Genomic DNA, 22,843 nt, shown 5'->3' with positions numbered 1-22,843 from the left:
TCATAAGAGCCTCGCGTGAGGCTCAGGACTGTTTTTCATGAAGCCCACCCCCAAATCCGCCATACCCTCAACGCCCGCGCCGGAGCCGGCTTTCCTTGAAGCCGAGGACTTTGACGCGCTCGACGCCATCCTCGACGACTTGCGCACCCGCTACGACGAGACGCCGCAGTGGGAGTTTTGCGAAGGTTTTATGGCCGCCGTGATCTGCTCGCGCCGGCCTATCGCCGCCGACGAATACCTGCCCGTGCTGCTGGCCGTGCCCGCCGAGGGCGAGGCGCCGGACCCGGAAGGCGGCTCCTTCGCGGACGATGGCCAACGTGAGCGCTTCCTCACGCTGTGGAACCGGCGCTGGCAGGAAGTCGCCGTCGCGCTGGATTCGGAAGTCGATTCGCTGGAAGACGACAACTGCTACCACCCCGAGGTGATGGACATACGCGGCGCCGTGGCCGAGATGGCGCCCGAGGAACGCGCGGCCTTCAAGCGCGAGGACCTTCCCGCATTTGCGCAGGTCTGGGCGCTGGGTTTTATGTTCGCGGTCGAAAGCTGGCCCGACGAATGGATGGCGCCGCGCGACAAGGACGCCGCCAAATGGCTGGACGGCGCGCTGCAGGCCGTGGTGGCCATGACCGAGGACGACACGGCCGCGCCCGAAGTTTCACCGCTGAGCGAAAACGGCGCGCCCAGCACCAGCATCGCCCGGCTCAATGCTTTTGGCGAGGCCATCTGGGCGGTGTACGACCTGCGCGAGCTGTGGAAGACGCTGGGGCCCAAAGTGGAGACGGTGCGCGCCCAGGCCACGCCGGGGCGCAATGACCTCTGCCACTGCGGCAGCGGGAAAAAATACAAGAAGTGCCACGGCGCGGGCTGAGGTTTCCCCGCTGCGGTCAAGGCTCCAGCGACAGCAGCAGCTTCTCCACAATCGCATGCGCGTAGCGGCTCGCCACTTCCTCGACAAAGCGCGGGAAATCCACATGCGCGCTGTCGTCCGCGCGGTCCGAGATGGTGCGCACGGCCGCAAAGGGTACACCGTAGTCGTGGCACACCTGCGCCACAGCCGCACCCTCCATCTCGACCGCGAGCACCTCATGGCCCGCGCCCGTGAGCGCGGCATGCAGGCCTCGCGACTCGCCGGCGCCTGAGACAAAACGGTCGCCGCTGGCGATCAGCCCCTGGTGCACGCGCGCGCCCGGGAAGGCCGCGCTGGCGCCGCCATCACCGAGCGCCGCCGAGGCCGCGCTGAACAGCAGTGCCGTGAGCGCCGCGTCGCCCTCAAAACGGCTGCGGCCGTACAGCGGCACCTCGTAGCGCGGAAACAGTGGCGAGGCATCGAAGTCGTGCTGCACAAAATCGCTGGCCACCACGACGTCGCCCACATTCACGCCGGCACCCAGGCCGCCGGCCACGCCGGTGAAGACCATGCGGCGCACGCCAAAGCGTTCGATCAGCGCGGTTGCCGTGGTGGCCGCCGCCACTTTGCCGATTTTCGACAAGGCCAGCACCACCGGCCGACCATGCAAGTCGCCCAGCCAGAAGTCGCGGCCGGCGTGCCTGACCTTGTGCGGCTGGTGCAGCAACTCCATGAGGCCTTGCTGCTCCTGCAACAGGGCGCTGAGGATGGCGATCGGGGCGGCGGAGGAAATCGGCATGAAGGGATTGTGCCCAGAAAGCATGGACGCAAAAAAGGGCGACTTGCGCCGCCCCTTAGAAAACCTTTGCAGGCTCTAAAACTGTTTACCGATAAGTTATTTTTTATCTCGCAGCTCGCGCCGCAGAATCTTGCCGACCGGTGTCTTGGGCAGCTCGGTGCGGAACTCCACCACCTTGGGCTGCTTGTAGCCGGTCAGGTTGGTCTTGCAGTATTCGCGCACCTGGGCTTCGGTGAGGTCCGGGTTTTTCTTGACGATCACCAGCTTGACGGCTTCGCCGGACTTGTCGTCGGCCACGCCCACGCAGGCGCATTCCATCACGCCGGCCAGCTTGGCCACCACGTCCTCGATCTCGTTGGGGTAGACGTTGAAGCCGCTCACCAGGATCATGTCCTTCTTGCGGTCGACGATCCTGAAGAAGCCGTTTTCATCGAGCACGCCAATGTCGCCAGACTTGAAGTAGCCGTCGGGCGTCATGACCTTGGCGGTTTCGTCGGGGCGCTGCCAGTAGCCGGCCATGACCTGCGGGCCCTTGATGGCGATCTCGCCGGGCTGGCCCTGCGGCACTTCGTTGCCGTCATCGTCGAGCAGCTTGAACCAGGTGCCGGGAATCGGCACACCTATGGTGCCGGTGAAGGCCTTGCTGTTGGTCGGGTTGCAGCTGGCCGAGGGCGAGGTCTCGGACAGGCCGTAGCCCTCGCAGATCGGGCAGCCGGTTTTTTCGAGCCACAGTTTGGCGACAGCGCTTTGCACGGCCATGCCGCCGCCCAGCGAGATCTTCAGGTGCGACCAGTCCACCGTATTGAAGTCCGGGTGGTTGGCCAGGCCGTTGAACAGCGTGTTGACGGCCGGGAAGCTGTTGACCTTGTGCTTGGAGAGTTCCTTGAGCACCGCGGGCAGGTCGCGCGGATTGGGGATCAGGATATTCTTGCCGCCGGTGCGCATGCCCAGCATCATGTTCACGGTGAAGGCGAAGATGTGGTACAGCGGCAGCGCGCAGACATAGGTAGGCTGGTTGCCGGCCTGCATGCTGGCCATGGCCGGGCCGTTCCAGGCTTCGGACTGCAGCACGTTGGCGATCACATTGCGGTGCAGCAGCACCGCGCCCTTGGACACGCCGGTGGTGCCGCCGGTGTATTGCAGCACGGCCACGTCGTCGGGCTTGATGTCGGGGCGCTTGAGCGTCAGGCGCGTGCCCTGTGCCACGGCGTCATTGAAGCGCACGGCGCCCGGCAGGTTGAAAGCCGGCACCATCTTCTTGACGTTGCGCACCACGTAGTTGACCAGCGCGCCCTTGAGCATGCCCAGCTGGTCGCCCATGGCGCACAGCACCACGTGCTTGACCGGGGTGGCGGCGATGCACTGCTCCAGCGTGTTGGCGAAGTTCTCGATGATGACGATGGCCTTGGAACCCGAATCCTTGAGCTGGTGCTCGAGTTCGCGCGGCGTGTACAGCGGATTGACGTTGACCACCACATAACCTGCGCGCAGGATGGCCGCCACAGCCACGGGGTATTGCGGCACGTTGGGCATCATGATGGCGACGCGGTCGCCCTTGGTCAGGCCCAGGCTTTGCAGGTAGGCACCGAAGGCCAGCGAAAGGCTGTCGGTCTGGCCGAAGGTGACGTCCTTGCCCATGAAGCTGTAAGCGACGCGGCTGCCGTGCTTTTTGAAGCTTTCTTCCATCAAGGCCACCAGCGACGGGTACTGCGACGCGTCGATGTCGGTGGGAACGCCCGGCGGGTAGGCCTTGAGCCATGGGCGGTCAATGGTCGCTGCATTCATGCTTGTCTTCTCCATTATGTTTTGCTTACAGCCATGGATTCTCACGGCCTGCCCTCTTCGTGGCTATTGCGTTTTCCCTAGGAAACCCGGGAAATCAGAAGGGAAGCCCCTCTAAAGTGGATAGTCCCGCGGCGCACGGCCGCGGGCAAACTCCCAGTCCGCGCTTATTCGATGGCCTTGCCCATGTCCTCGATCACCTTTTTGGCATCGCCGAACACCATCATGGTTTTGTCCATGTAGAAGAGTTCGTTGTCCAGGCCCGCGTAGCCGGCCGCCATGGAGCGCTTGTTGACGATGACAGTCTTGGCCTTGTAGGCCTCCAGGATGGGCATGCCATAGATGGGGCTGCCCTTGACGTGCGCGGCGGGGTTCACCACGTCGTTGGCGCCCAGGATGATGGCCACGTCGGCCTGGCCGAACTCGGCGTTGATGTCTTCCATTTCATGCACCTGGTCGTAGGGCACTTCGGCCTCGGCCAGCAGCACGTTCATGTGGCCCGGCATGCGGCCGGCCACCGGGTGGATGGCGTACTTGACGTTGACGCCCTTGTCGATGAGCTTTTGCGCCAGTTCCTTGACCGAATGCTGCGCGCGCGCCACCGCCAGGCCGTAGCCCGGCACGATGATCACGGTTTCGGCATTGCTCAGGATGAAGGCGGCGTCGTCGGCCGAGCCCGACTTGACGGGCCGCTGCTCCTTGGCGCCCGCGGCGGCCGCGCCGGCCTCGCCGCCGAAGCCGCCCAGGATCACGTTGAAGAAGGAGCGGTTCATCGCCTTGCACATGATGTACGAGAGGATGGCACCCGAGGAGCCGACCAGCGAGCCGGCGATGATCAGCATGGAGTTGTTCAGCGAAAAACCGATGCCGGCCGCGGCCCAGCCCGAGTAGCTGTTGAGCATGGACACCACCACCGGCATGTCGGCGCCGCCGATAGGGATGATGATGAGCACGCCCATCACGAAGCTCAGCGCCAGCATCGCGAAAAAGGCGGGCCAGCTGCCCGTGAACATGAACACCAGCCCCAGGCCTATGGTCAGCAGGCCCAGGACCAGGTTCAGCTTGTGCTGGCCGGCGAACTGCACCGGCGCACCCTGGAACAGGCGGAATTTGTAGGTGCCCGACAGTTTGCCGAAGGCGATCACCGAGCCGCTGAAGGTGATGGCGCCAATGGCGGCACCCAGGAACAGCTCCAGGCGGTTGCCGGTGGGAATGGCGCTGCCCTTGGCCGCAATGCCAAAGGCATAGGGCTCAGCCACGGCGGCCACGGCGATAAAGACCGCGGCCAGACCGATCATGCTGTGGAAGAAGGCCACCAGCTCGGGCATCTTGGTCATCTCGACCGTCTTGGCGCGCCAGGCGCCATAGCCCCCGCCGACCACCAGGCCCAGCAGGACATAGCCCATGCCCAGAGCCTTGCCGCCCGAGATCTCGACGATCAGCGCGGCCGTGGTCAGCGCGGCAATGGCCATGCCCACCATGCCGAACAGGTTGCCGCGTATCGAGCTGGTGGGATGCGACAGGCCCTTGAGCGCCTGAATAAAACAAACAGAGGCCACCAGGTACAGCAGCGTGACGAGGTTCATGCTCATTTGGCGGCTCCTTCAGCGGGCGCGGCGGCCTTCTTTTCTTTTTTGCGGAACATCTCCAGCATGCGGCGCGTCACCAGAAAGCCGCCGAAGATATTGACGGCCGCCAGCGCCACGGCCAGCACGCCCATGGTTTTGCCCAGCGGCGTTTCGGTCAGCGCGGCTGCGAGCATGGCGCCCACGATCACGATGGCCGAGATCGCGTTGGTCACCGCCATCAGCGGCGTGTGCAGCGCCGGCGTGACGGTCCACACCACGTGGTAGCCCACGTAGATGGCCAGTACAAAAATAATCAGGTTGATGATGGTGGGGGAAACTGCTTCCATGATCGCCTATTGAGAGGTTGATGAAGTAACACGGGGAGTGGCAAAGGCCAGGGGTGGGAGGGCCATGTTGCCGCTCATGGAGTAGACGCTGCCCTTGACGGCCGCGGCCAGCTGGCGCGCCCACACAAACTGGCCGGGTTTCAGGTACGCCGGAAGGCTTGAAGCTTCTTCGCCCTGCAAACCCAGAAAGCCCGGCACCACCAGCAGATTCACGTGCATGCTGGTGCCGCCGGAGCTCCCTACCGTCACGCCGATGGCTTGCAAGGCCGGCGGCACGGTCATGCCGCTGTTTTCCATGGCACTCAGCACCTCGGGCATGGCACGCTTGAGATAGAGCTCCGCCTTCAAAGGGATTGACGCGCGGATGCATTCGAGCGCATTGGGATCTTTCGTCAGGTTCAGGGCATGGACATTCTGGTTGCTCGTGCAGGTATTGACCCAGTTGACACGCAGCCCCCCGCCCTTCGACGAGTCCACATAAAGAATGGCCATCACGCGGCCGCCCGAGATGAAGGCAAACGAACGGGTTTCGGTAGGCAGCGCACCCCCCGTGCCATTGCCGTCCACTTTGTCTTGTCCGTCGCTGGTCGTCAGCGCTTTCCAGTTTCCCTCCGGCAGCTCGATGTTGGCCCTGCCCACCTTGACGGTTTCGGCATGCGCAGGCAATGCAGCCATTGCGGCTGCCAGCATCACCAGCGAAAGCAGCCTGCCGGTCATTTTTTCTTCACCTCGCCGCCCTGCGTCATCAGGCAGGCCGCGACGATGTCGTCTTCCAGGTCGACCTTGAGCTCACCCTCTTTGGTGATGATGAGCTTGAGGAAGTCGAGCAGGTTGCGCGCATAAAGCGCGCTGGCGTCGGCCGCGACCAGCGCCGGCACATTGGTTTCGCCGATCAAGGTCACACCGTGCTTGACCACGGTCTTGCCGGCTTCGGTCAGCGGGCAGTTGCCGCCCTGCGGCGCGGCCAGGTCGACGATCACGCTGCCGGGCTTCATGGCCTTGACCATCTCTTCGGTCACCAGCACCGGTGCCGCGCGACCCGGGATCAGTGCCGTGGTGATGACCACGTCGGCCTGCGCCACGCGTTTGGCGACCTCGGCCTTTTGCCGCTCCAGCCAGCTGGGCGGCATGGGCTTGGCATAACCGCCCACGCCGACGGCGGCTTCGCGCTCTTCGTCGGTTTCATAGGGCACGTCGATGAACTTGCCGCCCAGCGATTCGACCTGCTCCTTCACGCTGGGGCGCACGTCGCTGGCCTCAATCACCGCGCCCAGGCGCTTGGCCGTGGCGATGGCCTGCAGGCCGGCAACGCCGACGCCCAGGATCACCACGCGCGCGGCCTTGACCGTGCCGGCCGCCGTCATCAGCATGGGGAAAAAGCGCTGGTAGCGGTCGGCGGCCATCATCACGGCCTTGTAGCCGGCGATATTGGCCTGCGAGGACAGCACGTCCATGCTTTGCGCGCGGCTGGTGCGCGGCGCGGCTTCAAGGGCAAAGGCGGTCAGCTTGCCGGCGGCCAGGCGCTGCAGGCCGGCCGCATCGAAAGGATTGAGCATGCCGACCAGCACGCCGCCGGCTTTGGCCAAGCCCATTTCGCTGTCCAGCGGGCAGCGCACCTTGAGCACGATGTCGGCGCCGTAGGCGCCCGCCGCATCGGTGATCTCGGCGCCGACGGCCGTGTAGGCCTCGTCGGGAACGCTGGCGGCGACGCCGGCGCCCGACTGCACACGGACGGTGTGCCCCTGGGCCTTGAGTTTTTTGGCCGTCTCGGGCGTGATAGCGACGCGTGTTTCTCCGGCCGTGATTTCGGCGGGTACCCCAATCAGCATGGGTCTCTCCTCAGTACGTTGGTATGGGCTTGGTGGACATCAGCCCGTGGATGGGCTTGTGCGTGATCTGTCTTCTGCGTGTCTGTATTTGTACCTGTCATGAAGCTTACATGAGATTTTTGCGATTTTTTGTCAGGGCAGTCTATAGTTTTTGCGTGACCGGGGGGCGCCCGAAAAAAAAGCCCCGCCAGCCGCCATGCGGCCGACGGGGCTTTCTCAGCCTGTCTTGCCTTGGACTACTTGGCCGTTGGCATCACGAATTCGGCACCTTTGCCAATGCTTTCGGGCCAGCGCTGCATGATGGATTTCTGCTTGGTGTAAAAGCGCACGCCCTCTTCGCCATAGGCGTGCATATCGCCAAAGAGGCTCTTTTTCCAGCCGCCGAAGCCGTGCCAGGCCATGGGCACGGGAATGGGCACATTGATGCCGACCATGCCGACCTGGATGCGGCGGCTGAATTCGCGCGCCACATGGCCGTCGCGGGTAAAGCAGCTCACACCATTGCCGAACTCATGGGCGTTGATAAGCTCCACCGCCTCGGCGAAATCCTTCACGCGCACGCAGCCCAGCACCGGGCCGAAGATCTCTTCCTTGTAGATGCGCATGCCGGGCGTGACGTGGTCGAACAGCGTGCCGCCCATCCAGAAGCCCTTGTCGCAGCCGGCGCCGGCCTGCGCGCCCTTGAAGCCGCGGCCGTCGACCAGCAGCTTTGCGCCTTCCTTCACGCCGGTGTCTATATAGCCGGTGATGCGCTGGTGCGCGGCCGCGGTGACGATGGGGCCCATCTCAGCGTCGAGCTCCACGCCGTTCTTGACCACCAGCGTTTTGGCGCGCGCCTCCAGCATGGGCACCAGCTTGTCGGCCACATTGCCGACCAGCACCGCCACCGAGATCGCCATGCAGCGCTCGCCGGCCGAGCCGTAGCCCGCGCCTACCAGCGCGTCCACTGCCTGCTCGAGGTCGGCGTCGGGCATGACCACCATGTGGTTCTTCGCGCCGCCCAGGGCCTGCACGCGCTTGCCGTGGCGGGCGCCGGTTTCATAGATGTAGTTGGCAATCGGCGTGGAGCCGACAAAAGACACGGCCTTGACGTCCGGGTGCACCAGCAGCGCGTCGACCGCCTCCTTGTCGCCCTGTACCACGTTGAAGACGCCGTCGGGCAGGCCCGCCTGCTTGAGCAGGTCGGCCATGAACAGGCTGGGGCTGGGGTCTATGGGGCTGGGCTTGAGCACAAAACAGTTGCCGGCGGCAATCGCCACCGGGAACATCCACATTGGCACCATCACCGGGAAGTTGAAAGGCGTGATGCCGGCCACCACGCCCAGGGGCTGGCGCAGCGTCCAGTTGTCGATGCCGGTGCTGACCTGGTCGGTGAAATCGCCCTTGAGCAGTTGCGGGATGCCGCAGGCGAATTCCACGATATCGATGCCGCGCGAAACCTCGCCCTGCGCATCGGTGAAGACCTTGCCGTGCTCGGCGGTGATCATGTGGGCCAGCTTGTCCTTGTTCTGGTTGAGCAGCTCCAGGAACTTGAACAGCACGCGCGCGCGGCGCAGCGGCGGCGTGTCGGCCCAGGCCGGGAAGGCCGCCTGCGCGGACGCCACGGCGGCGTCGCCCTCGGCCGTGCTGGCCAGCGCGACGTGGCCCGACACCGCGCCGGTCGCGGGGTTGAAGACCTCCTGGCTGCGGCCCGAGGTCGGTGCGGCGACGCGGCCGTTGAGGTAGTGGCCAATGGTGGCCTGGGGAGCGGCGGCGGGTGATAAAGACATGGGGAAATCCTCTGGAGGTGGCCTGGCGGCCGGCGGGAGCCCGAAAGGGGCGGCCTGCTGGCAGTCTAGGCCTGCAGGGCCGGATTGATAACTCCCTCATTTGTGATTACATTGTTCATATTCCTGAACAATCAAGGACTGGGGCGACCCGGCGCCCGCACCATGTCTTCCGACCAGCTCTCCCCTCTTGTGGCCGACCTGCACCTGCTGACGGTGCTGGCGGCCACCCGCAGCTTCACCGAGACGGCGCGCCGCCTGGGCGTCTCCAAGGCTTCGGCCAGCATGCGCATCAGCGAGTTGGAGCGCGCCGCCGGCGTGATGTTGGTGCGGCGCACCACACGCTCGGTGGGCCTGACCGAAGCCGGCCAGCAGCTGGTCAACGGCATGCAGCCGGCCTTTGCCCGCATCAGCGAAAGCTATTCGGCCGTGAAAGACCTGGTGGGCACGCCGCGCGGGCTGATACGCGTGACGGCGCCGGTGGCACTGGGGCGCCAGCACCTGGCGCCCTGCGTGGCGGCCTTCCTCAAGCGCTTTCCCGAAATCCACATTGAGCTCGAGCTGACCGACCGCTTCGTGAACCTGGCCAACGAGGGCTTCGACCTGGCGATACGCCACACCAACACGCCGCCCGACACCCATGTGGCCTGGGTGCTGTGCGAAACGCGCTCCATCCTGCTGGCCAGCCCCGATTACCTGGCGCGGCGCGGCGTGCCCACCCAGCCCGCGGAACTCGCGGGCCACGACTGCCTGCTCTACCTGGGCAACCACAACACGGCCAGCTGGACCTTTATGCGCAACGGCAAACGCAAGTCACGCGAGCAGGTCGGCGTCAGCATCAGCGGCACGCTCAAGGCCAACAACAGCGAGGTGCTGCGCGAAGCGCTGGTGGCCGGCCTGGGCATAGGGCTGCTGCCGGACTTCAGCGTGCCCCCGGGTGTCGGCCAGCAGGCGCCCCTGGTCCATGTGCTGCCCGACTGGCAGGTGCAGGGCTTCTTCGGCGAGCGTATCTATGCCCTGAGGCCCTGGTCGGCCCAGGTGCCCAAGGCCGTGCAGTGCTTTGTCGAGCACCTGCGCGAGAGTTTTGCCCGCGGCTTCGGCGCCGTGCAGCCGGCGCCGGCACAGCGACAAGCTGGCGAGGAAAAACACCCGGAAGCACTGTCACGCGCGCCACGGATAATCAAAGCATGAACAATCGATGGAAGCCCAGCGTCACGGTCGCTGCGGTCATAGAAAAAATAATCGACGGCGTCCCCAGGTTCCTGCTGGTGGAGGAGGAGACCCGGGACGGCCTCAAGCTCAACAACCCCGCCGGCCACCTGGACCCAGGCGAAAGCCCGGTTCAGGCTTGCGCCCGCGAAACGCTGGAGGAGGCCGCCTGGCACTTCAAGCCGACGGCCATCGTCGGCGTCTACCTGTCGCGCTTCGAGCGCGCCGTGCCCGGCCAGGACCAGCCGCTGGACATCACCTATTTGCGCTTCGCGTTTTGCGGCGAGCTCGGCGAGCACGTGCCCGGCCAGGCGCTGGACGAAGGCATTGTGCGCACCGTCTGGCTGACGGCCGACGAGATCCGGGCCAGCGTGCCCATGCACCGCAGCCCCCTGCTGCTGACCTGCCTGGAAGACTACCTGGCCGGCAAACGCTACCCGCTGGAGCTGGTGACCACGGATGCCAGCGTGCATGCACCCCTGGGCCAGGGCGGGACTCAGTAAAAAATCCGCTGCGCCACGGGCGGCGGCGCCCACTGGTACAGCCAGGTTTCCGTCAAGGGCTGGCCGTCGACCTGCAAATGCATGCGCAGGTTGATGGGTGCCGTGCTCTCGCCCTCGGGGCGCAGGTCGAACATGGCGCGCCAGCCCTTGATGGCGTCCAGCGGCCGGGCCGAGGTCAATTCAAGCGTGCCGCGCGAGGCGGTGATCACGGCCTTGACCGGGGCCCCGGCTTTCAGCAGGGCAAGGTCGCCGCCCGCAAAATCAACCGCAAAGCGCCGTGAGTAGGCGGTGCGCTTTTGCCCGACCACGCCGCCCAGGCCGGTGCGTGTGGCCACGCAGCGCGCCAGCGGCCCTTGCGCGGCGGGCGGCTGGCCGCCCCAGTGCAGCCTGTAGGAAAACAGCAGTTCCTGCCCCGCCTGCGGCTTGTCCTTGGGGTTCCAGAAGGCCACGATGTTGTCAAAGGTTTCGTCCACGGTCGGGATCTCCACCAGCTGCACCGCGCCCGCGCCCCAGCCCGCCTTGGGCTCGACCCACAGGCTGGGGCGCTTTTCGTAGAACACGCCGTCGTCCTGGTAGTGGTCAAAGTTCCGGTCGCGCTGCATCAGGCCGAAACCGCGCGGGTTGTCGTCCTGGAAGGCGTTGAACTGCAGTTGCGCCGGGTTGGTCAAGGGGCGCCACAGCCATTCGCCCGTGCCGCTGTGCATGGCCAGGCCGTCGGTGTCGTGGATTTCGCCGCGCCAGTCCCAGCCCATGCGCCTGTCGTTTTCGCCGGTCTGGAACATGCTGGTGCACGGCGCGATGCCCAGGCGGTCTATGGTCTTGCGCGGGTACAGCGCCACGTCCAGGTCCATGATCTGCGTGTCGCCCGGCGTGATCACAAAGCGGTAGGCGCCGCTGACGCTCGGCGAGTCCAGCAGGGCGTAGACGGTCAGTGAGGCCGCGTTTGGGTCCGGTTTTTCGAGCCAGTAGCCGATGAAATCCGGAAACTCCTCCGGGAAGGTTTGCGCCGTGTCGACGGCCAGGCCCCGTGCCGACTGGCCGTACTGCCATTCGCCGCCCACCGCGCGAAAGTAGCTGGCGCCCAGGAAGGCCGCCACGTCACGCACCGGGTCGGTGTGGAAATTGAGGCGAAAGCCGGCAAAACCGAGGTCGGCGGGCAGTTGCTCGCCCCGCACGCCGCTTTTCCCGTAGTCGAACATGGCCGGGTCATAGGCCAGTTCCTGGGCTTGGCCGTTGCTCACTTCGTGCATGCGCACCGGCGTCTTGAAATACAGGCCGAGGTGGAAAAATTTGGCCACAAACCGCAGCTTGTCATCGCCCCACAAGGCATGGTCGTCCCGAAAGCGGATGGCCTGGTGCTGGTCCCAGTTCAGGTCCGCAATACCGGACGGCAAGGCCACGGCCCGGCTCCGGTAGGGTTTGGCGGCCAGGTCGCGCGCCTGGCCCTTGAGCGCCGCGTAGTCGAAGGCCTGGGCCTTGCCCACGGGTTTGAGGCCCGCGGCCTGGGCCAGCGACAAAAGCCATGGCAGCCCGGCGGCCATGCCGGCAGCCGCGGCGGCCCGGCCGGTGCGGGAAAGAAATTGACGTCTTTGCAAAGTGGCAGCTCCTGCAAGAAAGGGCTTTCCATTGTGCTGGAAACATGCGCGGCGACGCGCCGCGGCCCTCGACATTAGTCCGAATGGCTCAGCAAACCCGGTGATTTTCCCCTGGCGGGCGCCCGCCTTTGGCCTACAGCCGTAGGGCCGGCAGGGCCGTAAGGCCCGAAGCCGGCGCAAAAGCCTTCGCCTTTTTACAATGGGGCCATGGGCAACCCGCAAATCAACACACACAGCCACGGCGGCAAGCGGCAACGCATCGTCGTCGGCCTGAGCGGCGGGGTGGACTCCGCGGTGACGGCGCACCTGCTCAAACAGCAGGGCCACGAGGTCATAGGCATCTTCATGAAGAACTGGGAAGATGACGACGACAGCGAGTATTGCTCGTCCAACATCGATTTTGTCGACGCCGCCGCGGTGGCCGACGTCATCGGCATAGAAATAGAACACGTCAATTTCGCGGCCGACTACAAGGACCGCGTGTTCGCCGAATTCCTGCGCGAATACCAGGCCGGCCGCACGCCCAACCCCGACATCCTGTGCAACGCCGAGATCAAGTTCAAGGCCTTCCTGGACCACGCCATGCGCCTGGGTGCCGAAAAAATCGCCACCGGCCACTATGCGAGAGTCCGCAGGAATGAAGCCACCGGCCTGCACGAACTGCTCAAGGGCCTGGACCCGGCCAAGGACCAGAGCTATTTCCTGCACCGCCTGAACCAGGCGCAGCTGTCAAAGACACTGTTCCCGGTGGGCGAGCTGCACAAGACCGAGGTTCGCCGCATCGCCGACGAGATCGGCCTGCCCAATGCGAAGAAAAAAGACTCGACCGGCATCTGCTTTATCGGCGAGCGCCCCTTCCGCGATTTCCTGAACCGCTACATCGCCAAGGCGCCCGGCCAGATCAAAAACGACAAGGGCCGCGTGCTCGGCGAACATGTGGGACTGTCCTTCTACACGCTGGGCCAGCGCCAGGGCCTGGGCATAGGCGGCGTCAAAGCCAGGGGCGCCGACCTCAAGGCCGCGCAGGCGCGCGGGCTGCGCGGCGTGGGCGAGCACGAACCCTGGTTTGTGGCGCGCAAGGACCTCGAGACGAACACGCTGTGGGTGGTGCAGGGCCATGATCATCCCTGGCTGCAATCGACGGTGCTGACGGCGCAGGACTGCAGCTGGGTGGCCGGCCATGCGCCCGCGCCCGGCGCCATGGCCGCCAAGGCGCGCTACCGGCAGGCCGACGCGGCCTGCGAGCTGCGCCAGGTCTCCAGCGACAGCTGCGAGCTGGCCTTTGCCGATGCGCAGTGGGCGGTCACGCCCGGGCAGTCGGCCGTGCTTTACCAGGGCGAGGTCTGCCTGGGCGGCGGCGTGATCACCGCCAGCAATGTGCAGAACCAGCCCGCGGCCACGCCGCCCCACGCTGGCGCGGCGCGTCACAGCGCCGTTTCGACGTAGGTGTAGATGTAGTTGGAGCCGCCGTTGACGTTGCCCAGCAGGCGCGACGAGCCAAAAATGCCCGAGCGGTGCGACACGCCGAAGCCGATATAGGTTTCCTTGAGCGGCCGGTAGCCGATCAAATCACCCAGGCTCACGTCCAGGGTCGGGTCCAGGAAGTTGAGCATGCGCGAGGCCGGCTTGCCGTTGGCCGCCAGGCTGGAAGACTCGATGTAAGGGGCGCGTTGCGCCATCGACACCCCCACGCCCAGGCCCAGCCGGGTCTTCACGCGGCCGCTCCAGGGGAAGCCCGAGTACACGGCCTTCATGAACAGATCGAGCTGCACGCCGTTGGCCTGCAGGCCGCGCTCGTTGTGCTGCGTCAGGCCCACATAGCCGATGAAGTCCAGCGGCCAGCCGTTCATGTTGTTGAGGAAAGGCTTGCCGACCTGGATGCCGGTGATGCTGGTGGCATTGGTCTTGGCCGTCGACAGGCACTGCGCCGTGATGATTTTGGCCAGGTGGCAGCCGTCCTCGGTGGACTTGCCGTACAGCACCTTGAAGTAGGTGGGCGTGTCGTTCTCGGCCCATTCGCGCTTGTGGCCGCCGAAGTCGTAGGCCGCGCCCACATACACCGCGGGCAGCACGCTTTTTTGCACGATGGGGCTGTCCTTGACCTTGTTGCCCAGGAAGGTCGCCGACACGCCGGCCAGCAGGCGCCAGCGCTCCGTCAGGTCGTAAGAACCGTAAAGCCCCAGGGAAGTCTGCACACCCGCGCCCGGTGCATAGGCGGGACGGCTGGCCGTGGCCTCGCCGGCCTGCACCCCGTAGTAATAGTTGTTGAGCTTGGCATCGCGAAACGCCACCGTCAGGCTGGGGCGCAGCATCCAGGGGCCGGAGCGCCAGTCATAGGTGTAGCCCAGGCGAAATTCATTGCCCTTGTAGGTGTTGCCGATGTCGTGCACCAGCTCGGCTTGCAGCGTGCCCCAGGGCTGGCGCCAGCGGTAGGCCAGGCCCAGGTCGATGGCGGAATCGCGTGCCGACATGCCGGCCAGGCTGGCCGGCAGGCGCTCGGTGGGAAAGCCTTCCAGGCGCTGCTCCACAAAAAGGTCCAGCCGCCGCTCGTCGCCGTTGAGCAGCTTCACGCCGCCGCGGTTGGCATGCAGGAACAGCCGCTCGCCTTCGTAAAGGTAGAGCGGCAGCAGGTCGTAGCGGCTGCCCGCGTCCTTGTAGGGCGAGCGCTCGACGCGCATCACCATGCCAAGCCCGGCGCTGCCCGTGGCCGGGAGAATGTCGGTAATCGGCTCGACGTTGCCGCCGGCCAGGGCAGTCGCGGCCGCGCACAGCCCGCCCAGCGCAAGGGCGAAACCGCGCAGGATGCCGCGCGGCAAAGAGAGCAAAGGGAGACGGTTCATCATTTTTTTAAAGGTGTTGGATGCCGGCCGTGCCCGGGCAGGCGTGGCAAACACCCTCGATGCTATCCACGAACAATGCATTTCCCCCGGCCGATTTGTAAGAAAACAGGCACAGATCGGATAGGCCGATGTCTTCATGCGGGGCTTTACCCTCACACGCCGGCTCACACGTACACTGCCTATCGTCGGGTCTCCATTCACTCAACGGAGACTGTTATGCCCAAATTCGTGATCGAACGTGCCATCCCCGGACTCGGCGCCCTCAAGCCAGCCGAGCTGCACTCCATTTCCCAGAAATCGTGCGGCGTGCTGCGCGAACTCGGCCCCGAGGTGCAGTGGGTGCAAAGCTACCTGACGGGAGGCAAGATGTACTGCGTCTACAACGCCGCCAGCGAGGAACTCGTGAGGGAACATGCGCGCAGGGGCGGCTTCCCGGCGGACTCCGTCGCGCGGGTCACCGGCGTCATAGACCCCACCACCGCCGAAGCCTGAGGCCCGCCCGTGGATCCGCAAGCCCCGAACGACATGCCGCCTTTGGGGCTTGCCATCCACCTGCTCGGCCCGCCGCGGGTGGAGCGGGACGGCAAACCCCTGCCGGCGCCGCGCGGCCACAAGGTCTGGGGCCTGCTGGCCTACCTGGTCCGCAGCGAGTCGCCGGTCAGCCGCAAGCAGCTGGCGGGGCTGCTGTTCGAGGATGCCGAAGACCCGCTGGCCGCCTTGCGCTGGAACCTCAGTGAACTGCGGCGCCTGCTGGACAGCGCGGATTTGCGCGGCGACCTGCTGGCGCTTGCGCTGCCGCCCGCGACCTACCTCGACCTCGGGGCCGTGCTGTCGGGAAGCTGGGCGCAAGCCTTGTGCGTGCCCGGCCTGGACCGCGAGCTGCTCGAAGGCATGAATTTTTCAGGCAGCCCGGCCTTCGAGGTCTGGCTCGCCACGGAACGCCGCCACCTTCAGGCCGCCGCCGAGGCCGTGCTGCGTGAGGCCGCGCTGGCCCGCATGGCGGCAGGCGCCATGGCCGAAGCCGCCACACTGGCCGCCCGGTTGGTGCGCCACAACCCGCTGGACGAAAACTACCAGGCGCTGCTGGTGCGCAGCTTGGCCGCTTGCGGCGACGGTGTGGGCGCGGCGCGCCAGGCCGCCGCCTGCCGTGAATTGTTCCAGCGCGAACTCGGCGTGCAGCCGGGCGCCACACTGGATGCCGCCCTGCGCACTGCCACCGCGACGCCCACCGCGCGGCCGGCCACCAGGCGCGCCGCGGCACTGGCGCAGCTGGAGGCCGGGGAGGCCGCCATAGGCGCCGGAGCGCTCGACGCCGGCCTGCAATGCCTGCGCCGCGCCATCGTCGAGGCCGACGCCACCGGCGACACGGCGCTGCGCGCGCGTGCCCGCGTGGCCCTGGGCGGCGCGCTGGTGCATGCCGCCCGCGGCCGCGACGAGGAAGGCGCCACGGCGCTTCACGAAGCCCTGGAGGTGGGCCGGGATGCCTCACCTGCGCTCGCCGCGGCGGCTTGCCGCGAGCTCGGTTATGTCGAATTCCTGCGCGGCCGCTACGAGCGCACGCTGGCCTGGCTGCAGCGCGCCGCGCCGCTGGCAGGCAGCGACCGCGCGGAGCAGGCGCGCATCGCCACCGTGCACGGCAGCGCGCTCAGCGACACCGCGCACTACGCGGCCGCCATCAGCTTGCTGCGCGAAGCCGAGGCGCTGGGCGCCGCGGCTGGCGACCCCAAACAGCTCGCCTATGCGCTGTCCATGCTGGGGCGCGCGCTGCTGCTGCACGGCGAGCTGGACGCCGCCGCCGACGCCCTGGACCGCTCGGTGGCCCTGGCCCAGCCGGGCTGGACCGCTTTTGTGCCCTGGCCGCAATCGCTGCGGGCCGAGGTCGACCTGCTGCGCGGCGACGTGGAGGCCGCCGCGAACCGTTTCGAGCATGCCTTTGCGCTCGGCTGCCAGATCGGCGACCCTTGCTGGGAAGGCATTGCCGGCCGCGGATTGGGGCGGGTGGCCATGGCGCGTGGCGAACCGCGGCGCGCGGCCGAAATCCTGGTCGACGCGCTGGCGCGCTGCGTGCGCCTGCCCGACGCCTACCTGTGGGGCAAGGGCTATGCGCTCGATGCGCTGTGCGGCGTCGCGGTGGCCGATGCCATGCCCCAGGCCTCGGCCTGGATCAACGAGCTGCAGGACCTGGCCGCGCGCAGTGGCATGCGCGAGCTCACGGTGCGCGCCTGCCTGCACCGCGGCGCGCTGGGCGACAGCGCGAGCACGGCCGCGGCCGGCTTGCTCGCCGGCCAGATCGACAACCCCGTGCTGCACGCCCTCGCCGGGCTTTGACGGCGGCGACGACACCCCAAGAGCTTGATGATGAAGACAAAACCCAAAGACGCCGTGTTTCGCGGTGGAACCCGGCGCCTGCTGCCAGGCCAGGCGCTGCGCCTGCCCCGGCGCGGCGGTGAATTGACGGTGCTGCGCGGCCGGCTCTGGCTCACGCGGGGCAAGGACCCCGGCGACCACTTCATCGCTGCCGGCCAACGCGTGCGCCTTGGCGACCACGAGAACGCGGTGATCGAGCCCGCGGAAAGCACGCGGGGCGTGAGCCTGCACTGGGAGCCCCGCCGCCCGGCCCTGGCCGGCGCCCTGCTGGCCCGGCCCTTGGGCGGCGCGGCCTTCCTGGCTTTGTGGCGGCCCGCGGCTTCGCGGCGCTGGCGCGCCAGGCCGCAGCGGCTGCCAGGCGCGCGCGCGGCCACGGCGAAATTAGCGAGGTCCATGCCTTGTTCATCGCGCTGGAAGGCGGCCAGACGCGGAAGCCGGGCCGGCACTGTTGAAACTCAGCCTTCCTGAACCTCGCTGACGGCCTGCCCTTGCTGCGCCCTGTCCGCCAGCAGGTCGACAAAGGCGCGGACCTTGGCGGGACGAAAGCGCGCGGCCGGAAACACCGCGTGGATGCCGCCTGAAGGCAGCTGCCATTGCGGCAGGACCTCGATGAGACGGCCGGCCGCAAGGTCGCCGGCCACCGCATAGTCCGGCAGCACCGAGAGCCCCGCACCCTGGCATACGGCTTCGCGCACGGCCAGTGTGGCATCGAGAAAAATCGAGGCCTGCACAGTCACGGCCTCGCGCTTTATCTCGTTGAGCGAGAAATTCCAGCTGAGGTGCTCACGCAAGGCGGTATTGGCGACGAAAGGCAGCGTGGCGATGTCTTGCGGACGCGTGAGCCGCGCCACCTGTGCCTTCATGGCCGGCGGCGCCACCAGCAGTTGCCGGAAGGAGCCGATTTTTCGGGCCTGCAAGCTGGTTTCAGCCAGCCAGCCGACACGGATCGCCAGTTCGAAGTTGCCGGACATCAGGTCCATGGTCTGGTCACTCAGCACCGCATCGACCTTGCACGCGGGGTAGCGCCGGGTAAAGGCGGCGATGGCCGGCACCACGACACCAACGCCATAGTCAAAGGGGGCGGTGAGCCGCAGCATGCCCGACGGCTCCGCCGAAGTTTCAGCCAGGTCGTCGAAGGCATTCCCGGCCTCGCGCAGGATCAGTGCGCAACGCAGGTAAAAGGCCTGGCCCAGTGCGGTGGGCTGCACCTTGCGCGTGGTGCGCACCAGCAGCGAGGTGCGGAACTCGCGCTCCAGCCGGGCTACCTGCTGGCTGACCACGGCCTTGGTGATGCCCAGCCGATCCGCCGCCGCGGTGAAAGAGCCGGTTTCCACCACCGCCGCGAAGTAGGCCAGGCGCCTCAGGTTTCCCAACCCCCCAAGGCTGCTGTCGTCGTGATTGTTTGCTTTAAACATACATTGTGTTTATCAGAGATGTCTTTAACAGTCAATTGATAGTGCCTACGATCACAGCCAGTGAGCCAACAAACCATGACCAAGACCCTGCATTACCTCTTCGACCCGCTGTGCGGCTGGTGCTACGGCGCCACGCCGGTGCTCTCCGCCTTGCTGGAAATCCCCGACGTCAGCGTCGAATTGCTGCCCACCGGCTTGTTCTCCGGCGCGGGCGCAAGACCCATGGACAGCGAGTTCGCCGCCTACGCCTGGTCCAACGACCAGCGCATAGAGCGCCTGACCGGTCAGCGCTTCAGCGAGCAGTACCGGCAGCAGGTTCTCGGTGATCGCCAGCGGCTTTTCGACAGCGGCCCCGCTACGGTGGCGCTGACGGCCGTGTCATTGACCGCGCCGGCCAGGGAGCTCGAAGCCCTCAAGGCCATACAAAGTGCGCGTTATGTGGACGGCAAGGATGTGAGCTCCTTGGCCACACTGGCGGACGTTCTGCGCGGGCTGGGCCTTGAGCAGGCGGCAACCATGGTCATGCAGCCCGATGAAGCACTTCTCACGGCGAACCGAGCCCGCACCGGCCGGGCACAGGCCCTGATGCGGGAGTTCGGCGCCCGCGGCGTGCCGACCCTGGTTGCGGAATCGGGCGCGAAGCGCTGGATCGTGAATCACGCGGCCTTCTATTCCAACCCCCGTGCGCTGATCAGCGAGCTTGAAACGGCCTGAGCCGGGCCTGAATTGAAGCTCGTGCCAGCGAATTTTTTTTAGTTAACCGTGAGAAAGCGAACCATGACAACACGAAGAGAAACCCTCAAAACCGTAGCCGCCGCGGGTGTCGCGACGGCCATCTTAGGAGTGAAAAGCGCTATGGCTGCCAATACCAATCTGACCTGGAAACACTTTCCCGCCGGCGAGCATGGATTCTTCCGCGCCCCGGTCCTCATCTCCGGCGATCGCGAGGCCGTCTTGATCGATGGCGGCTTCACGCTTCCCGACGGCAAGGCGCTGGCCGAGGCCATCAAGGCCACGGGCAAAAAGCTCACGACCATTTACATCAGCCAGAGCGACCCTGACTACTACTTCAGCCTCGCGCCCATCAAGGCGGCATTTCCCGATGCCAAGGTGATCGCCGCGCCGGCCACGATAGCGGCCATCAAGGGCAATGTGGAAAAGAAACTGGCGACCTGGGGCCCCCAGCTCAAGGAAAACGGCCCGCAGGCCCTGGCCGACATCGTGATGCCCGAAGCCTTCGACGGCCGGACCCTGACCCTGGAAGGCCAGGCCCTGGAGATCGTCGACGTCGACGGTCTTGCGAATCGCCGCTATATCTGGGTGCCTTCGCTGAACGCCATCTTCGGCGGCGTGCTGCTGTTCTCCGGCGTTCACGTGTGGACCGCCGACACGCAGGGCGCGGAGGCCCGCGCCGCATGGGTGAAGGCACTTGACGCCATGGCCGCGCGCAAACCCGCCGTGGTCGTCCCCGGCCACATGGCTGTCACGGCGGCGGTGGACGCAAGCGCGATCCAATACACACGCGACTACCTCGTGGCTTTCGAGGAAGTGCTGGCCAAGTCCGCCGACAGCGCCGCCCTGATCGCGGCCATGACCCGGCGCTACCCGAACGCCGGCATGGGCGTGGCGCTGCAAATCGGCGCCAAAGTCGCCAAGGGCGAGATGAAGTGGGGTTGAGGCCATGATGTCGAACATCGACATCGTCCGCGCGCACTATGCCGCGTCGGCGCAGGGAAACATCGACGCAATGATGGCCCATGTGTCGCCCCAGGTGCGCTGGACCGAGATGGCGGGGTTTCCCTGCGCGGGCACCTGGGTCGGGCCGCAAGCGGTGGCCGAGAACGTCTTTGCCGTACTGGGCAGGGACTGGATCGGCTATCGCTTCGAGCTGCAAAGCCTGATCGACGGCGGCGAGCACATCGTCGGGGTGGGAAGCTACCGCGGCACTTATCGCGCCACGGGAAAGGACCTGCAGGCCCGCGTCACCCACATCTGGCATCTGCAAAACGGCAAGATCGTGGCCTTCGAGCAGTTCACGGACACGCTGCTGGTCCGCCAGGCCATGGGCAGCAACTAAGAAAAAAAAGAAAAAGCCCGCCCTCCTCTCGGAGCGCGGGCCTTAGTCAAAAGACTGTTGATAGGGCAACCGATGTGCTTGTGCTGAACAAGCCGATCGAACCGGGTGCCACGCATTTGCGCGCCGGCATCGAGCACAGCCGCTAAAATTCCCACCGGAAGCAAAGGGCACCGGGAGGTTGATCGCCTCGTTGTTGAAGGCAAAACATGGCAATAAACCATCTTGAGGTGGATGACGGGGCAATACACCCCGGCACGCGCACCTCGCTATTCCTGCCTTCGCCCTTGCTCGCGGATTGCGTGTGCGCTTATGTGGTGCGCGACACCTTGGACGCCCAACTGAGTCCCCAACAAAGCTTCAGTCATTTACCGGTGTCTCCGCTGGTCAGCATGGTTTGGTTGATTCAAGGTGGAAGATCGTCAATACCTCTTGGCGATGGTGAATGGCCCGCGTCGTCAAGACGGGTTGTCTTGCGCGGCCCTCGCACGCAACCCACGGTTTGGCAAAGCCACGGCCCGGCCCTTGGATTTTCACTGACTATTTTTCCGGATGCGTTTCACGCGCTGACACATTTGAATGTGACTGGTTTGCTTGACCAGGCCAGGAACCTGCAAACCGTGCTCGGCAAAGACTGGCAGCAGATGGCGATTTCCGTCCTGCGGGCCGGCGATGATCTGGAACGCATTCAAATCATTGAGGCCTTTTTAACGCCTCGCTGGACACCTGTGCGTGCGCCGCGGCCGGTGGCAACGCCGCCGGATGGCCTGTCCTTGTTCAATGACTGGGTTGATGCGGTAGCACTGCGTTCATCCGCTTCAGGGCAAAGCACGCGCCAACGGGAGCGGCTCATCAAGGGCCAATTGGGACTTCCCATGCGTGCGATCCGTGGGCTGGTGCGCATGGAGTCAACATTGACGCGGGGACACGGCTCCAACGCGTTTGGAGGCCCGTCTTTGGTGGACGTCGCCCATGCCATGGGATTCTCCGACCAGGCGCACTTGTGTCGGGAAGTCAAACGCTACTCGGGCTTGAATCCAACGGACCTGCAACGCGCCATTGAAACCCAGGAGTCCTATTGGCCTTACCGCTTGAGGCAGGCGCTGAAGGCGCGCTGACGGCTCTGGACCTTGTCCACGGGCCGCAATTCCTGTTGCGTCCAATTCCACCATACGCGCCGCAAATGTCGTTTTGATTCAAGACCGCCTCCTCGCGCTTGCGTAACATCCAAGTCTTTTGTTTGCCCGGCTCGCCCCACCATGCGCTTGCAGATCAGTCCCAAACTTCTCGGCCTCAGCCTGGCCGTGCTGTCCGTTGCCTCTGTGAGCCACGCTCAGGGCGTCTACAAATGGGTGGACGCACAGGGCAAAACCCACTACGACCAGCAGCCGCCCGCCAACGATAAACCCAGTGAGGCGCTGAAACTGCACAGCAACAGCAGCTTTGGCGGTGACAACAACGGCAAGGTACGCCCCACCGAGTACAACGCCGACGGCACCAAAAAGATTCCCAAAGACGTGCAGGACTTTGCCAAGGGCATGGAAAAGGCCCTGGGAACCAAAGACAGCAAAGAGGTGCCGCTGGACTGCAGCAGCGCGGTCAGGAATGCGCAGGAGCAGGCGGATACGGCGCTGGAAGTCAGTGCCAAGAACCTGAAAACCGGCTACATCACCCAGGCGGACTACGACAACAATGCCGCCAGGCTGCGTCGCGCCAAGGCAGAGACCAACCTGGCCAGCTGCCAGTCCGCCACGGGCAAGGACCGCGCCTTCTACCAGTGCATGTCCAACGGCAACAACCACTTCACGGCTTGCATCAAGTAGACAAGCACTGCGCAACTTCGATGGACTTGATCGACTGCCCCAGACCCGGCGCGCAGTTCCCGATCCCACCGGCCTCCAT

The 22,843-nt window shown here is 65.6% G+C and carries 22 protein-coding genes; 12 read left to right on the top strand and 10 right to left on the bottom strand.

Features of this window, described 5'->3' with window-relative positions; genetic code table 11:
• Positions 1-37 precede the first annotated feature (37 nt).
• Positions 38-868, top strand: a complete 831-nt coding sequence (locus ACEN9P_RS12795) for a YecA/YgfB family protein (protein ID WP_495619456.1) — start codon at positions 38-40, stop codon at positions 866-868.
• A 16-nt stretch (positions 869-884) separates the two neighbouring features.
• Here ACEN9P_RS12795 and ACEN9P_RS12790 read toward each other — a convergent pair whose 3' ends face one another.
• From ACEN9P_RS12790 to ACEN9P_RS12760, 7 genes are all read right to left on the bottom strand, one after another.
• Positions 885-1,646 (bottom strand): 5'-methylthioadenosine/adenosylhomocysteine nucleosidase, encoded by a 762-nt coding sequence (locus ACEN9P_RS12790; RefSeq protein ID WP_477662898.1) that lies wholly within the window; start codon positions 1,644-1,646, stop codon positions 885-887.
• 96 nt (positions 1,647-1,742) lie between these two features.
• On the bottom strand, positions 1,743-3,431 hold the full coding sequence (locus ACEN9P_RS12785) for a long-chain-fatty-acid--CoA ligase (RefSeq protein WP_477662899.1): 1,689 nt from the start codon (positions 3,429-3,431) through the stop codon (positions 1,743-1,745).
• A 164-nt stretch (positions 3,432-3,595) separates the two neighbouring features.
• The gene (locus tag ACEN9P_RS12780; protein WP_495619455.1) at positions 3,596-5,020 is read right to left on the bottom strand and encodes an NAD(P)(+) transhydrogenase (Re/Si-specific) subunit beta; all 1,425 of its coding nucleotides are present in this window, start codon (positions 5,018-5,020) and stop codon (positions 3,596-3,598) included.
• Complete coding sequence (locus ACEN9P_RS12775; protein WP_074580127.1) at positions 5,017-5,343, bottom strand: NAD(P) transhydrogenase subunit alpha part 2; 327 nt, start codon at positions 5,341-5,343, stop codon at positions 5,017-5,019. Before ACEN9P_RS12775 ends, ACEN9P_RS12780 begins: the two co-directional genes overlap by 4 nt.
• A 6-nt stretch (positions 5,344-5,349) precedes the next feature.
• Complete coding sequence (locus ACEN9P_RS12770) at positions 5,350-6,060, bottom strand: hypothetical protein (protein ID WP_495619454.1); 711 nt, start codon at positions 6,058-6,060, stop codon at positions 5,350-5,352.
• Positions 6,057-7,172, bottom strand: a complete 1,116-nt coding sequence (locus ACEN9P_RS12765; RefSeq protein ID WP_477662902.1) for a Re/Si-specific NAD(P)(+) transhydrogenase subunit alpha — start codon at positions 7,170-7,172, stop codon at positions 6,057-6,059. The genes ACEN9P_RS12770 and ACEN9P_RS12765 overlap by 4 nt, the downstream gene beginning before the upstream one ends.
• Before the next feature lie 236 nt (positions 7,173-7,408).
• Positions 7,409-8,941 (bottom strand): CoA-acylating methylmalonate-semialdehyde dehydrogenase, encoded by a 1,533-nt coding sequence (locus tag ACEN9P_RS12760; RefSeq protein ID WP_495619453.1) that lies wholly within the window; start codon positions 8,939-8,941, stop codon positions 7,409-7,411.
• A 162-nt stretch (positions 8,942-9,103) separates the two neighbouring features.
• On the opposite strand from ACEN9P_RS12760, the gene ACEN9P_RS12755 reads away from it, so the two are divergent.
• Together ACEN9P_RS12755 and ACEN9P_RS12750 are read left to right on the top strand one after the other, a co-directional pair.
• Positions 9,104-10,129, top strand: coding sequence for a LysR family transcriptional regulator (locus tag ACEN9P_RS12755; RefSeq protein ID WP_495619452.1), 1,026 nt, complete (start codon positions 9,104-9,106; stop codon positions 10,127-10,129).
• Complete coding sequence (locus ACEN9P_RS12750; protein ID WP_495619451.1) at positions 10,126-10,650, top strand: NUDIX hydrolase; 525 nt, start codon at positions 10,126-10,128, stop codon at positions 10,648-10,650. Before ACEN9P_RS12755 ends, ACEN9P_RS12750 begins: the two co-directional genes overlap by 4 nt.
• Here the strand turns inward: ACEN9P_RS12750 and ACEN9P_RS12745 are convergent.
• Positions 10,644-12,245: an OpgD/OpgG family glucan biosynthesis protein gene (locus ACEN9P_RS12745; protein ID WP_495619450.1), complete on the bottom strand. Its 1,602-nt coding sequence runs from the start codon at positions 12,243-12,245 to the stop codon at positions 10,644-10,646. The two genes, ACEN9P_RS12750 and ACEN9P_RS12745, sit on opposite strands and share 7 nt — an antisense overlap.
• A 207-nt stretch (positions 12,246-12,452) precedes the next feature.
• Here ACEN9P_RS12745 and mnmA point away from each other — a divergent pair, with 207 nt between their 5' ends.
• The gene (mnmA, locus tag ACEN9P_RS12740; protein ID WP_495619449.1) at positions 12,453-13,691 is read left to right on the top strand and encodes a tRNA 2-thiouridine(34) synthase MnmA; all 1,239 of its coding nucleotides are present in this window, start codon (positions 12,453-12,455) and stop codon (positions 13,689-13,691) included.
• Here mnmA and ACEN9P_RS12735 read toward each other — a convergent pair.
• Complete coding sequence (locus ACEN9P_RS12735; protein ID WP_495619448.1) at positions 13,670-15,088, bottom strand: MipA/OmpV family protein; 1,419 nt, start codon at positions 15,086-15,088, stop codon at positions 13,670-13,672. The two genes, mnmA and ACEN9P_RS12735, sit on opposite strands and share 22 nt — an antisense overlap.
• Positions 15,089-15,301: 213 nt before the next feature.
• On the opposite strand from ACEN9P_RS12735, the gene ACEN9P_RS12730 reads away from it, so the two are divergent.
• The 3 genes from ACEN9P_RS12730 to ACEN9P_RS12720 are packed head-to-tail and all read left to right on the top strand — an operon-like array spanning position 15,302 to position 17,920.
• Positions 15,302-15,577 carry a DUF4242 domain-containing protein gene (locus ACEN9P_RS12730; protein WP_477662908.1) on the top strand — a complete coding sequence of 92 codons (276 nt, stop codon included), beginning with the start codon at positions 15,302-15,304 and terminating at the stop codon, positions 15,575-15,577.
• Between the two features lie 9 nt (positions 15,578-15,586).
• Positions 15,587-17,413: an AfsR/SARP family transcriptional regulator gene (locus tag ACEN9P_RS12725; protein WP_495619447.1), complete on the top strand. Its 1,827-nt coding sequence runs from the start codon at positions 15,587-15,589 to the stop codon at positions 17,411-17,413.
• A 27-nt stretch (positions 17,414-17,440) separates the two neighbouring features.
• Positions 17,441-17,920, top strand: a complete 480-nt coding sequence (locus ACEN9P_RS12720; RefSeq protein WP_495619446.1) for a DUF2917 domain-containing protein — start codon at positions 17,441-17,443, stop codon at positions 17,918-17,920.
• Here the strand turns inward: ACEN9P_RS12720 and ACEN9P_RS12715 are convergent.
• Positions 17,908-18,867 carry a LysR family transcriptional regulator gene (locus ACEN9P_RS12715; RefSeq protein ID WP_477662911.1) on the bottom strand — a complete coding sequence of 320 codons (960 nt, stop codon included), beginning with the start codon at positions 18,865-18,867 and terminating at the stop codon, positions 17,908-17,910. The genes ACEN9P_RS12720 and ACEN9P_RS12715 overlap by 13 nt on opposite strands.
• A gap of 75 nt (positions 18,868-18,942) precedes the next feature.
• Between ACEN9P_RS12715 and ACEN9P_RS12710 the strand changes: the two genes are divergently transcribed.
• The 5 genes from ACEN9P_RS12710 (at position 18,943) to ACEN9P_RS12690 (ending at position 22,764) form a co-directional block, all read left to right on the top strand.
• Positions 18,943-19,581 (top strand): DsbA family protein, encoded by a 639-nt coding sequence (locus tag ACEN9P_RS12710; RefSeq protein ID WP_495619445.1) that lies wholly within the window; start codon positions 18,943-18,945, stop codon positions 19,579-19,581.
• A 63-nt stretch (positions 19,582-19,644) separates the two neighbouring features.
• Positions 19,645-20,544 (top strand): MBL fold metallo-hydrolase, encoded by a 900-nt coding sequence (locus ACEN9P_RS12705; RefSeq protein ID WP_495619444.1) that lies wholly within the window; start codon positions 19,645-19,647, stop codon positions 20,542-20,544.
• A 4-nt stretch (positions 20,545-20,548) separates the two neighbouring features.
• Entirely contained in the window at positions 20,549-20,944 is a 396-nt protein-coding gene (locus tag ACEN9P_RS12700) for a nuclear transport factor 2 family protein (protein WP_477662914.1), read from the top strand.
• Between the two features lie 206 nt (positions 20,945-21,150).
• A complete protein-coding gene (locus ACEN9P_RS12695; RefSeq protein WP_495619443.1) occupies positions 21,151-22,059 on the top strand; it encodes a helix-turn-helix domain-containing protein in 909 nt (302 codons plus the stop codon).
• A gap of 141 nt (positions 22,060-22,200) precedes the next feature.
• Positions 22,201-22,764, top strand: coding sequence for a DUF4124 domain-containing protein (locus ACEN9P_RS12690; RefSeq protein ID WP_495619442.1), 564 nt, complete (start codon positions 22,201-22,203; stop codon positions 22,762-22,764).
• Positions 22,765-22,843 lie beyond the last annotated feature (79 nt).

It is taken from the genome of Polaromonas sp. Polasp52, from assembly GCF_059491565.1.
The sequence above is the reverse complement of the archived record's forward strand: the minus strand, read 5'-3'. Positions and strand labels throughout refer to the sequence as shown.